The organism is Paenibacillus sp. FSL K6-1217 (assembly GCF_045040735.1).
Taxonomy (GTDB): Bacteria; Bacillota; Bacilli; order Paenibacillales; family Paenibacillaceae; genus Paenibacillus_AQ.
Window position 1 is genome coordinate 4,128,140 of record NZ_CP150271.1, and the last position, 12,850, is coordinate 4,140,989.

The 12,850-nt window shown below is 57.4% G+C and carries 9 protein-coding genes; 1 reads left to right on the plus strand and 8 read right to left on the minus strand.

The window, feature by feature from the left end; translation table 11 throughout:
* Positions 1-323: 323 nt before the first annotated feature.
* From MHH28_RS18115 to MHH28_RS18140, 6 genes are all read right to left on the minus strand, one after another.
* Complete coding sequence (locus MHH28_RS18115) at positions 324-2,099, minus strand: hypothetical protein (RefSeq protein ID WP_405104429.1); 1,776 nt, start codon at positions 2,097-2,099, stop codon at positions 324-326.
* A gap of 32 nt (positions 2,100-2,131) precedes the next feature.
* Positions 2,132-3,793, minus strand: a complete 1,662-nt coding sequence (locus tag MHH28_RS18120; protein ID WP_405104430.1) for an extracellular solute-binding protein — start codon at positions 3,791-3,793, stop codon at positions 2,132-2,134.
* A 55-nt stretch (positions 3,794-3,848) separates the two neighbouring features.
* Positions 3,849-4,724: a carbohydrate ABC transporter permease gene (locus tag MHH28_RS18125; RefSeq protein WP_405104431.1), complete on the minus strand. Its 876-nt coding sequence runs from the start codon at positions 4,722-4,724 to the stop codon at positions 3,849-3,851.
* Positions 4,725-4,740: 16 nt separating this feature from the next.
* Complete coding sequence (locus MHH28_RS18130; RefSeq protein ID WP_405104432.1) at positions 4,741-5,712, minus strand: ABC transporter permease; 972 nt, start codon at positions 5,710-5,712, stop codon at positions 4,741-4,743.
* A 148-nt stretch (positions 5,713-5,860) separates the two neighbouring features.
* Complete coding sequence (locus tag MHH28_RS18135; RefSeq protein WP_405104433.1) at positions 5,861-6,916, minus strand: SGNH/GDSL hydrolase family protein; 1,056 nt, start codon at positions 6,914-6,916, stop codon at positions 5,861-5,863.
* Positions 6,909-7,973: a glycoside hydrolase family 105 protein gene (locus MHH28_RS18140; protein ID WP_405104434.1), complete on the minus strand. Its 1,065-nt coding sequence runs from the start codon at positions 7,971-7,973 to the stop codon at positions 6,909-6,911. The genes MHH28_RS18135 and MHH28_RS18140 overlap by 8 nt, the downstream gene beginning before the upstream one ends.
* A gap of 222 nt (positions 7,974-8,195) precedes the next feature.
* Here MHH28_RS18140 and MHH28_RS18145 point away from each other — a divergent pair, with 222 nt between their 5' ends.
* Positions 8,196-8,996, plus strand: coding sequence for a polysaccharide deacetylase family protein (locus MHH28_RS18145; RefSeq protein ID WP_405104435.1), 801 nt, complete (start codon positions 8,196-8,198; stop codon positions 8,994-8,996).
* 590 nt (positions 8,997-9,586) lie between these two features.
* Here MHH28_RS18145 and MHH28_RS18150 read toward each other — a convergent pair.
* Positions 9,587-10,651 (minus strand): hypothetical protein, encoded by a 1,065-nt coding sequence (locus tag MHH28_RS18150; protein WP_405104436.1) that lies wholly within the window; start codon positions 10,649-10,651, stop codon positions 9,587-9,589.
* Between the two features lie 797 nt (positions 10,652-11,448).
* Complete coding sequence (locus MHH28_RS18155) at positions 11,449-12,744, minus strand: homocysteine synthase (RefSeq protein WP_405104437.1); 1,296 nt, start codon at positions 12,742-12,744, stop codon at positions 11,449-11,451.
* Positions 12,745-12,850: the final 106 nt, after the last annotated feature.

Consider the following 12,850-nt stretch of genomic DNA (forward strand, 5'->3'; position numbering starts at 1 on the left):
TTAAAAACCGTGAAACGGAAGGATTTCGTCTTCTAACTGCATTCTGTACAACTAAATTCACCCAAATGGGTGAGAAGCGGGGTATAGGGGGATTTTAGTTGTACCAAATACAGCTAAATTGATATTCGGCGGTACATCGGACGATTTAGTTGTATGGAGTGCAATTAAGCCTACTGCTTCCGCCTGCACCTTAATCGGGACACGGCAACCCCTGAGGCATGCAATGGGTCAAAGGACCATGCAAGGAACAGAAAGGAATACAGTAATGAATAACAACGAACAGAAAGGCTTGCCGCTTGAACTGCGCGGCTTGGTTAAGTTGGTTAAGGGGCGTACGGATCAACGGTTAGCCGGACCGGCGGCTGGTTGCCCGCCGCCAGCACAATCTCCCGCGCCCGGGCCCATGGCTCCCGCGGCACCTCCCGGTCGTCCGTCTCGATGTCTTCGATCCGCACCGCATCCAGCAGTCTGCGGACATCGCCAGCTTCCGCTGCCTCGTCCAGACATACTACCGCCCAGCCCGCTTCCAGGCGGGACTGCGCCAGAAGGGTGCTGTCGCCGGAGTAGAGGACCTGGCGGAGCCTGATCCTCCCCTCCTCCCGCACCACAATGACAGGCTGCGCGGCGCGCGCCTCCGCACCGGAACAAATCCCACTGAGCGCCGTGACCGCCACCGCACAGCCCGGATAACGCAGGACCAGCCATTCCCTGTCCCCGGCGGCGTTCACTACCCGCTCCACCTCACCGTCATAGCGGTGGACAACCCATTCATCCGCGATCTCCGCGGCCCGGTTATGCAGCCGGGTCATAGAGCGGACCACCACCAGCGCATTCGCCTGCTGGGCCGAACGGGTCTCCACCTCCGGGTACAGCGGTTCTGCAAACAGCGCGGGCATCAGATAGGCGGTCCGGTAATCCTCCGCCGGATGCGTCCGCACGGCGGCGGAATCATCCACGTACCACCGCAGATAGGATACCTGCTGATCCTTCACGCTGAAGCTGACCGGAAAGCTCTGCCAGCCCAGGCCCCAGGTGGGGTGCTGGTAGCTGCCCGGCATCACCGGAAAGCGGTTGATGCTGCCCAGCCGGGTATGCCGTCCGATCCAGCTGTAGGAACGGGAGGCATCGAAGATCCGTTCCTCCAGCATCCGGGGTACGGGCAGCGCAGCCAAGGGGGCACTCCCTTGAAGCAGCTCCTCTTCAAACAGGAGCAGCGCCGCCACATCATTAAGCGAAAACTTCTGTTCCGCCAGACGGCTGAACTCGGCTACACCCGCAATCGCCCACAGCAGGCTCGGCCGCTGCGTCTCTCCCCGGAAGTTGTAGCTGCGGATGGCCGGAACCAATTCCTCCCCGTCATGGAACACGAGAATGCTCTTCAGGGTATCCATATGCTCTGACAGCCGCCCGGCCAGCTCCCGGTCATGCTGCTGAAGCACCGAACCGGCAATCCTCAGCGCATTCATCATCACCCCCTGGTAGACGAGGCTGATATTCTCTCCCCAGCCCCAGCCCCGGCGGCCGGTATATTCCGCCCATCTGGCGAAATATCCGCTTGCGGTCTGCAGATGCTCAGGTTCGCCCAGGAAGTGGGCGATGGCCAGCAGCATGGCGCCGTCGCTCATCGTCTTGTTCGGATAGAACAGCTCCGGGGTCCGGCATTCCCTGGAGAACCAGGCCGCCGCATGGCCGAACATCCGCTGCATCACCTCCAGATGACTGGCCGGGAATACCTCCGGCTTGCTAAGACGCACCGTTATAAGCGGCATGAGGATAAAAAATGCCGCATTCGAATCCTGTATCCCGCTCTCCTCCCGGTACCAGAGGAATCCCCCGTAATCCGGATGCTCCGGATCTGTAAACTGCAGCCGGGCGATGGCCTCAAGCATCTCCAGCCCGGCCTGCTCCTCCAGCCGGCCCAGCAGTGTGCCATAGGCATAATACCCTGCTGAGAACCGCGCCTCATGACAGTACGGCAGCTGTGATACCTGCCGGGTGTGGCCGGGCCAATTGTAGCGCACCAGCCCTTCCTCCACCACAATCCCCTCCGAGGCAGCCGCAAAGCTCTGCTCCAGAATTGCCCTTACCCCATTGTTCAACGCTTGCTCGCCTCCTATGCCGCGAATTCCGTTTATTCGGCTGTATCCAGCTGTTTGCCCATCTCATAAATATCCTTCAGCATGATCGCATCTGCTTTATGGTCCTGATACCAGGTTGCGTAGAACTCATCGACCTTGGGGCCGCCTGCCTTCTCCCAGATTCCCTTCGCTTCCGCAATGAACTGGTCCACTGAACCGGGATCAGAGCTGACAATGGCCTGCATGGCCCGGTCGAGAATTGTTTTATTCGCGTTCGTGTTGATCTGGGTCAGATCCTGCGGCAGCAGCGGCAGGAAGGCCTTTTGCGTAATGCCGACAATCGGGCGGGCAGGGTCCATATACAGCTTCTCGGACATTTCATAGATTTTGATTAAACTCTGCTCGGCAGGGGTAGGGTTGACCTTGTTCTTCAGCCCGTAATTCTTGCCGATCAGCGGAGTCAGCATGCCCATATCGCGGTTGTATTCCAGCTCCTTCTTGTTCTTCTCAGGGTCGATTACCTCCGCACGGCCGTCGGCAGTTTTCTTGTAGTGCACGCCTTCAATGCCGTTCTGGATAGTAGTGGTGTACTGCTCCGTGACCATGAAGTCAATCATTTTCATTACAGACTCAGGGTCCTTGGCCGCTGCGTTCACCATACCAGTCATTTGGATCGGGGTGGTCAGGGTCGGACTGAACTGGCCGAATTCCGTCGTCGGCAAGGCAATCGGAATGACCTCGGCTTCAGGAGAATTCTTCATCAGCGTCTCATAGGTGCCGATATCGGCACCGTTGGCCCCGTAAATCCCCAGCTTGCCGGAGATCCAGTCCTGCTTCTGCTTCTCGCCGTTCTTATCGGTGACGAAATCCTTATCCGCCACACCGGCTGCATACAGTTGCTTCTGGAAGGATAGCGCCGCCTGAATCCGGTCCCAGTCATGGACAACCTTGTCGTTCTCCAGCACCCAAGGATACTGGTCCTCCCCGAACAGTGTGAATCCGGTGCCGAACATGTTGTTCAGAATAATGCCGGCCACGAAGCTGAGTCCAGTCCCGTACGTATCCGCCTTGCCGTTGCCGTCGGGGTCCTGCTCGGTGAACGCTTTTGCCACATTCAGCAGTTCTTCGGGTGTAGTAGGCACCTGCAAATTCAGCTTCTTCAGCCAGTCATTGCGGATAAACAGATAGTGCTGCGGGCCGAACTGGACCGGACGCCCCACCGTATACAGCTTGCCGTCCGCCATCGTGCCTGCCTTGCGCAGCGCCGGATATTTCTCCAGCATCGCTTTATACTCTGTACTGCTGTTCTTGATCAGGTCATCCAGCGGAAGCAGCTGCTTCTGGTTATAGAGCTGGCCCTGGTAAGCGGTATCAAATTCAAAGATCAGATCCGGGGCAGACTTCGACGCGAACAGCACATTGAACTTTTGCAGGGATTCGAAGCGCGGAACCGTAATGTATTTGACGTTCACCGGGCCGTTCTCGTTGACCCATTTCGTCCAGCGGTTGTCGCTCATTGTCCCCTCTTCCGCCGGTACGCTGCCGCGGTCATATAGAGAGACGGTGATGGAGCCGCGTTTCCCCGAAGCCTCTCCCTTGCCCCCGTCTGCGCCCTGTGTGGCATTATTGCCGCCGCAGCCTGTGACAGCGATAACGAGCATCAGGGAGGCTGCTCCGGCAGCGGTTTTTTTTCTAAGCCATAGTGGTTTGGACATATGAATGTGACCCTCCTATTGTGGTGTTCTTGATCGTTTGGATAGGATGCAGCGGTTAACCCTTGATCGCACCGATAGTCACGCCTTTAACAAAATACCGTTGCAGCAGCGGATACACGATCAGCATCGGAATGACCATAACCATAATCCCGGCGGCCTTGATGCCCTCCGGTGTAATATTGACAACCTCCTGCGAGTTCATCGTATTCAGCTCCTGCAGGACGGCCTGGCTCTTCACCATCTGCTGGATGAGCACGGTAAGATTGATTTTCTCCGGGCTGTTCATATAGATCATTACGTTGAAGAACGAATTCCAGTAATACACGCCGTAGAAGAGGCCGATGGTCGCCAGCACAGGCAGGGACAACGGCAGAATAATGCCCGCCAGCAGCCGCCATTCGCCGGAGCCGTCAATTCGGGCCGCTTCCACCAGCTCCTCCGGAATGTTCTCGAAAAAAGACCGCATGATCATCATATTATAAGTGCTGACCAGAGCGGGCAGCCACAGTGCCGCGTACGAATCCACCAGGCCGAGACTGCTGACCACGAGATAGGTCGGAATCAGTCCGCCCGTGAACAGCATGGTGAACACAATCGCCAGGGTCAGTGTGCGTCTTCCGTAGAAATCACGGCGGGACAAGGGATAGGCGGCGAAGATGGTGAACAGCATACTGGCGGCCACCCCGACCAGAGTAATCAGCAGGCTGTTGCCAAAAGCGCGTACCACCGGCGTTCCCTCGAACAGCATGGTATAAGAGCTAAGCGTGAACTCCACAGGCCACAGGGTAACAAAACCGGAGAGCACCGCATCCTTGCCGCTGAGCGACAGGGAGGCCAGATGGAGCAGCGGCAGCAGACAGAGTATGCCTGCGAGCGTCAGCAGCAGATAATTGAAGCTGTAGAATACTTTTTCACCTTTTGTACTTTGCATAAATAGTGTCCTCCTGTTACCACAAGCCTTTGTTGAAGCGCCGGGCGATAGCGTTGGAGATCAGCACCAGGGTCAGCGCCACCAGAGAATCGAACATCCCCAGGGCAGCCGTCAGGCTGAACTGTCCGCCTTGCAGGCCAATCGCGTAGATGTAGGTGCTGATGACCTCGGAGATCCCCGATACAATCGAATTCTGCAGCACGTAGACATGGTCGAAGCCCACCTCCATCACCCGTCCCATGGCCAGAATCAGCATAATGACGATGGTCGGACTGATCCCGGGCAGCGTGATATGGCGGATCTGCTTCCATTTGCCCGCCCCATCCATACTCGCCGCCTCATAGAGACTGGGGTCGATGGAGGTCAGCGCAGCCAGATAGATAATTGCATTGAAGCCCGCATCCTTCCAGATTCCCGAGCCGAGGAAGATCGAGACCCAGGACCACTCCTTGAACAGGAAGGGAAAAGCCTGGCCGGTCAGCTTCTCAACCACCGCATTGGCTACCCCGGTCTGGGCAAAAATCGTTACTACCAGCCCGCCGACAATGACCCAGGAGAAAAAGTAAGGCAGGTAGACGAGGGTCTGGACCGATTTTTTGAAAAACTTGTTCCGGACCTCATTGAGCATAATCGCCAGGGCAATCGGAAACGGAAAGCTGACCAGCACCGACAATATACTAAGCACCAGCGTATTGCGGATAATCTGTACCGATTGCGCCTGGGTGAACAGATTGGTGAAATTGTCCATGCCGACCCACCGGCTGCCCCATACCCCCTCATAGAAGGTATAATCCTTGAAGGCGATGACCAGCCCCAGCATAGGGGTGTATTTGAAAATGATATAAAATGCGATAACCGGAACAAACATGACCCACAGGGGGACATTATTCTTGAAGCGGCGGGTCTGCCAGAAGCGTCTGCGGCTGCTTCCGCTCTGCCGTGAAGTGTCCAGCCGCAGCACCGCCTCACTGCTTGTATTCGCTTTCATTACGGTGCCTCCTTTCACTTGCGTGTGGTGCGTGATTGCGTGATGAATGAATGCTATGGAGCTGAAATGGCCGATTTCATGTCCTCACCATAGCTGCTTTAGCGGGCCAGAGCAATATCCAGTTTTTCTGTTAATCGCCGCTGAACCCTTATACAGCCTGGGTTTGCAGGATTCCTTCCAGCACCCGGGCCAGATTCTCCCCCATCCGTATATGTCCCTCATCCCCCGGGTGAATCAGGTCGCAGGACAGCCCGGCAAGGTCATCCAGCACTTTGTTTCCCTCGATCAGGCTCAGCTTCGGGTGGTCCAGACGCTTCACATGACTGCGCAGAATATCGTTGAAATGAACATCCTTCTCCGCTATCCCGCTTCCCGGGAACCCTGCAAAGTTGGGATAGATCGTAATGACCGCCACCGGCTTCTCCGGATGCCTGCTTACCAGCTGGTCCAGCAGATAGCCGGTCCGCTCACGGAATTCGTCCGGGGACATGTGGTCACGCATATTCACGCCCAGCTCCAGCGTCATGAACGACCAGTCCTGCTGCGCCGCAAGATAATTACTCATCTCCCGTTCACAGTGGCAGGAGCCGCTCATGCCGAGACCCAGTACATCGGCGGCCAGTCTTCTTGCCGCGTGGGAAATATACGGCAGGCTGCCGTTCTCTCCATAGGTGATGGATGAGCCGTAAGCAATCCAGCGCTTGCCGGGGGTCTCCCCTTCCACCGGCGGGCGGAGCGGATGCCCGAAGGTCTCAACGCCGCAGACCACACAGGCATACCGTCCGAAGCAGATCCGCCATACCTCCGGCGCAAAGCCCGCTTTCATCAGCAGATCACGCTCCGCCATCGCCAGCCTTGGCGGTTCGCTTAACTGGAGGGTGCGGATCGTCCCGGCCTGAAGCTCATGTCTGGAGTGGAACAGCCCCCCCTTGTATACCGTTACACTGCCATCCGTCTCCGGCAAGGACAGGGTAACGCGGATATTCGGAGCCATGGTGACGAACCGGAGCTCGCAGCCGCCCGCTTCCCCGGCGATGAACCGCCCCCGCTCATTCAGATGCTCCCTGACGCTGCGCGGAATGCGGCGGAGATACAATCCGTAGCCCGCTGCCGGTTCCAGCTCGGCAACGTTATGGAAGGCAACCCGGTCCAGCCCCGGCAGCCCCTTGGTGCTGGAAGAATGGGTGCTGGCGGAATTATACATGCTTCATCGCCTCCACCAGCAGCAGGAGCGCCATGGATTGCCCGTAGGGCATCGGGCAGACCGGAATCTCGCGGTAGTCCTGTAAGGTAGCCCCCATGCCGGTGCCATAGGACACTCCCTGCACCACGCCTTCTTCATCAATCTGGCTCAGCACGTACCGAAGCGCTGCCATTGCAGGCTTGCGGCAGTCCTCCGGCAGCAGCCCCTGCCGCACTGCCTTCAGCATGCCATAAGCAAAGGCGGCGGTAGCCGAGGTCTCCAGATACGAGCTGCTGTCGTCCAGCAGGGTATGCCATGCGCCTGACGGGTCTTGCAGCTCCGTCAGCTTGTTCACCTGGCGCGTAAGCGAGGACAGCAGGAAGCTGCTCACCCCTGACGGCAGCTCCACCATCTCCAGATAATCCGCCAGCCCGGCGGTATACCAGGAATTGCCGCGCGCCCACAGGGCCCGGGCAAAGTGATGGCTGCCCTCGAAGGTCCAGCCGTGGAAGAACAATCCGGTCACAGGATCGGTCAGATACTTAAGATGGACCAGAAACTGGCGGATGCTCTCCTGAATGCACTCCTCCTCCTTCAGTAAGATCCCCATCCGGGCCACGAACAGAACTGTCATATACAGCGTGTCGTCCCAGAGCTGTCCGGTATTCGGACTGCCGGTCACCTCATGCTGAAGCCCGCCTTCCTCCGTGCGGGGCATGTCATACAGCACGTACCCCAGCCATTCCCGGCACAGCCGGAGATAATCCGCGCGCCCGGTCTCCTCTGCCAGATAGCTTAGGGTAAGCATCGGGCACATGGTATTGACGTTTTTCTCCGGGATGCCCCCGTCAAGCTTGCTGTCGAACCAGCCGGTCAAATAGCGCAGAATCTCCTCCTCCCGGTTCTCCCGGTAGTAGCTGTATAGGGCAAACAGTCCCACCCCCTGCGGCCATTCCCAGTTGTCCATCGAGATGATGCCGATCGGGGCGGTCTCCTGAATGGAGCCTTTCATATCCTTCATCCGCTCAATGACGCGGGCGATCTGTTCCTCAAGCGCTGTTCGTGACATGGTGTGCATAATGTTCCCCCTTGTGAATGTCCTGACCAGGGCCTGCCGCTTGCGCGAATTCCCTGTTCGCCACCTCAGTGTAGCCAAGCGGCGGAATGCCGTCCATTAACAAGAATCTTGCTTATGGCTTTCATTTCTGGCATTGTTTTTGGTGGAGCCGTATTCGCCTTAGGCGGGACCGGTGCTCACATGCAAATTCGGTATATTTTATAGTTAGGGAGGATAACAGCAATGAGAATCAAATTCGATCTATTTCCAGGCGGGGTTTCTAAAGCGCTAACAACGAGCTGGGATGATGGAAGAACCTACGACCGGAAGCTCGTGGAGATTCTGAACCAGCATGGGTTGAAGGGGTCTTTTCATCTCAATTCGGGGTTCTTCGGCAATGAAGGCTATATCTCGGGGGACGAAGTGGCAGCGCTCTATGAGGGGCATGAGATTTCGGCGCATACCCGCACCCATCCCTTCCTCTCCATGACCCCGCGCGAGGGCATCGCCGATGAGATTCTGACGGACCGCAAGGCTCTGGAGGCCATCGCCGGTTATCCGGTTCGGGGCATGTCCTATCCGTTCGGCAATTACAGCGATGCGGTGCTGAGCGTGCTTCCGGCCCTCGGGATTGAGTATTCCCGCACAGTGAAGTCGCATGGCAGCTTCAGCCTGCCGGACAACCTGCTGGCCTGGCATCCCACCTGCCATCACCGCGACATGCTCGCGCTGGGCAAGCAATTCCTTGAGGAGAAACCCCGGTTCTCGCACATGCAGATGCTGTATGTCTGGGGACACAGCTACGAATTCAACGACAATGACAACTGGCAGGAGCTGGAGCAGTTCGCCGCCATGATGGGCGGCCACGATGACATCTGGTACGCCACCAACATCGAGATCGTGGATTACCTGTCCGCGCTGCAGGGGCTGCGCTTTTCCGCTTCGCAGGAGATGGTCTATAACCCTTCGGCTGTCGAGGTGTGGGTCAGCGTGGGCGGCGAGGTACGACAGATTCCCGGAGGGGCAACGGTGCGGCTGGGGTAGGCATTGCTGGCCAGGAAGGAAAAATGTTGCACAAATTGCAGCTTTGATTCATTACTCCCGGGGTTTTGAGAGGAATGTTGTACAAAATACAGGAATTGTCTCGCCCATCGGTTCGGGGGATGAGAAATGCTGCATTTCATGCAACAATCCATAATTACAGCCGACTTAACGCGGGGAATGTTGTATTTAGTGCAGGATTTCGGCTACAGCAGCCGGTTGGTTCAAAGGTACACTGTGGTGTGGTAACTCTCTGCTATATGCAGCACAATATAACCCGATTCCGCCGCAGCCTGAATGGCTGGTGGAATCGGGTTGTTGTTATAGTAGAGTCGCTTAGGCACTGAGAGTTGTCGGTAATAATGTATGGTCTGGCGGCCCAAAGGCCTGATTACCGGCGTGTGACGGCGATAATGCTTCAGGCGGTGGCAGCAGCTTGAACAGCCTGAGTCGTAGCGCTGGCAGTGCGGATGAATGTAGCCTACAGCCTGATTACCGGCGTGTGACGGTGATAATGCTCAGGCGGTGGCAGCAGCTTGAACAGCTTGAGCCGCAGCTCTAGATGAATTAGGGACAGCCGCCCTGTCCGCCTGCTACTGCCACCCTCCGGCGGCGGCATCTGTATTGTCCTGCCGGGCAATCCAGGTCAGGCAGGCCGCCCGCAGCAGCGCTTCGGTCCGGTGGGCCGCGCTGCAAAAGATCCCGCTCAGGCCGATCTCATACAGATCGGCCAGCGCGTACGCCGCCGGTGCCCCCGCGGCGAGCACTGCCGCCGCCGGCCGTACCCGGCGCACGGCGGCCAGCACCCCAGCCGCTGCCGTGGCGAAGCTCTCGGCGGCGTTCTCTCCGGGCGCGGCTTCGCCCGCCGCGCCGTCCAGCACCAGGAAATCGGCGATACGCGCGATTTCCCCGGCGGCAGCCTGCCCCACATCGGGCGCGAGCAGCGCCCCGATGCGGCAGGCTGCCGCATAAGCGTGGCCGAGAGTCTGCTCGGCCACGCCCTCAATGAATTCGCGCTGCGCCGCGAATTCCTCCAGGCTGGCGGGGTACGGCGCCAGCAAGTCAATGCGGCTGTCGCCGCCCAGCCGCTGGCTGTGCAGCGCGGCGGCGAACAGCGCGTCAAGCTGCGCGTCCTGAAGCGCAGCCAGTCTGGCCGGGCGGGCAGCGAGCTCCGGCGTATAGAGCAGAGTAACAGCGGCCCAGACGCCGTCCGCTGACTCCAGGAGGTCGGCAGCCGCAGCCCGCAGCCGGTGATAGATCCGCTGAAGCAGCCGCTCAGCCTGCGCCGGCTCCGCCTCCCCGCACGACATCCAGCGCGAATAGAGCACCGACAGTTCCGGCTCATGGAGCCATTCTTCGCCCCGGATCAGGCAGGGGCCCGCAGGGTAGACTCCCGGCTCCCCGCGCTGAAGAGACCGGTCGCCCCCTCCATCACGCAGAACCAGAAAAGCCTGACGCTCCCCCGGGCGGCGGGAATACGTCCGCTCCCGGTTCACTTTCCCCTTGCGCGGCTCGCCATCAGCAAGAAATTCCGCTGCGGCGGAGGCTACAGTTGCGGACTGGCTCATCTCCACGCCAAGGGTCCGGTCGCCCGCGTTATACTTGAACGGGCGCTCCTCCTTGTTTGGATCATCCTTCTGCTGGCGTTCACCCTTCATCCTCGCACCCACCTTTTACCTTTGGATTACTGCCGCTCCGCTCCCCTTGAGGAGTAGCTGCCAGCATTTGACGATGCTTCAATCTATAAATACTGGCCAAAGCCCTGAAATATGCAAACGGTATCAAATGATGCAACAGCAAAATCTTACCCTGATAGGTAGTGGACAAGCGGTGGGGTGACGAGCTTCAATGGGTAGGCGAGCTGAAGTAGGTGGGAAGTAACCTTTACATATTCTGTTATTAATCACTATAGGCTTCGAATTGATTTAAGGTTCGGGTTGACGCTTGGTGATCTATTGTATTTACTACAGCAGCTCTTCTCTTTAGGGGCTGTAAAAAGCGATCTGTTGCAGTTTGTACAGCAGATTTTCGCAGAAAGGATGTTTTGGAGGCGTGTGCCGGAAATCTGTTGTATGGAATACATCAGAACGGATTTTAAAGCCGAATATAGCCTAATCTATTGCAGAAAATACATTTGCCGGCCCACTTCCCCGGATCAATTCCTCACGAACCGTTTTTCTCACAAACCATTCCTTATTTCCTCGCAAACCCTCACACTCCCACTCCCAACCCCACCCCCTGCTCCCACAAAAAAAAGACCACCGCCTAATACAGAAACATTCTGCATCAAACAGTAGTCTTTAATTTCTCTTCCTAAGTTTCCAGGAACTGTGATCCATTGAAACCAGTTGGGGGGAATCCACAGCTTTTGCTCACCGTCTATCCAGCTACAACTCTCTGGCAGCTTAGCGGCTCAACCTCTCCCTCCAGCACAGCCCGCTCCCGCTAATCCCGCCTAAGCCTGCTGGCTGGCAGCGATCGCCTGCTCCAGGTCATAGAGGATATCGTCGATGGATTCGGTGCCGATGGACAAGCGCAGCAGCTCCGGTGTAACACCGGCGGTAATCTGCTCCTCGACCGACAGCTGCTGGTGAGTTGTGCTGGCCGGGTGAATAATCAGCGACTTGGAATCGCCGACATTGGCCAGATGGGAGAACAGCTTCACGTTCTCGATCAGCTTCACCCCTGCGGCTGCGCCGCCTTTGATCCCGAAGGTCAGGATGGCTCCTTGGCCCTTAGGCAGATATTTCTGAGCCAGCTTATAGGATGGATGACTCTGCAGTCCGGCATAGCTGACCCACTCTACAGAATCATGCGCCTCCAGATACTGGGCGACCTTGAGTGCATTCTGGCTGTGGCGCTCCAGACGCAAATGCAGCGTTTCGAGTCCCTGCAGCAGCATCCAGGAGTTGAACGGGGAGATCGCCGCGCCGAGGTCACGAAGCAGTTGTACCCGTGCTTTGATGATATAAGCGATAGGGCCTACAGCCTCAGTGTAGACTACCCCGTGGTAGCTCGGGTCCGGTTCGGTCAGGCCGGGGAACCTTCCGCTGGCCTTCCAGTCGAACTTGCCGCCGTCCACGATGATTCCGCCGATGGAAGTGCCATGGCCGCCGATGAATTTGGTTGCCGAATGCACGACGATATCCGCACCATGTTCAATCGGACGCAGCAGATACGGGCTTGGGAAGGTATTATCCACAATCAGCGGAATTCCATGCTCATGGGCGATAGCCGCCACTGCTTCGATATCCAGTACATTCCCTTGCGGATTGCCAATGGTCTCGGCGTACAGCGCTTTGGTCTTGTCCGTAATCGCTGCCCGGAAGTTCTCCGGATTGTCGGAATCCACGAACTTCACCTGAATCCCCAGCTTAGGCAACGTTGTAGAGAACAGATTATAAGTCCCGCCGTACAGACTTGCGGAGGATACAATCTCATCCCCTGCTCCGGCAATATTCAGAATAGAGAAGGAAATGGCCGCCATTCCGGAAGCGGTCGCCAGTGCACCTGCCCCGCCCTCAAGCGCGGCAAGACGCTGTTCAAACACATCGGTCGTCGGATTCATCAGCCGGGTGTAGATATTGCCGAACTCCTTAAGCGCGAACAGATTCGCTGCGTGCTCCGCATCGCGGAACCCGTAGGAAGTGGTCTGGTACAGCGGCACGGCACGGGCTAAAGTAGTGGGATCAATCTCCTGGCCTGCATGGACGGCGAGGGTTTCAAAGGACAGCTTGCGCTCTTCTGACATGGGTGTTTCCTCCTCTAAAATAGGTAATGTCAAATGTTAACTCCACAAAGATTGTACCTATTCTCTCACAAACCATGTCATTTGAAAAGCTAAAATTCTTATTAAT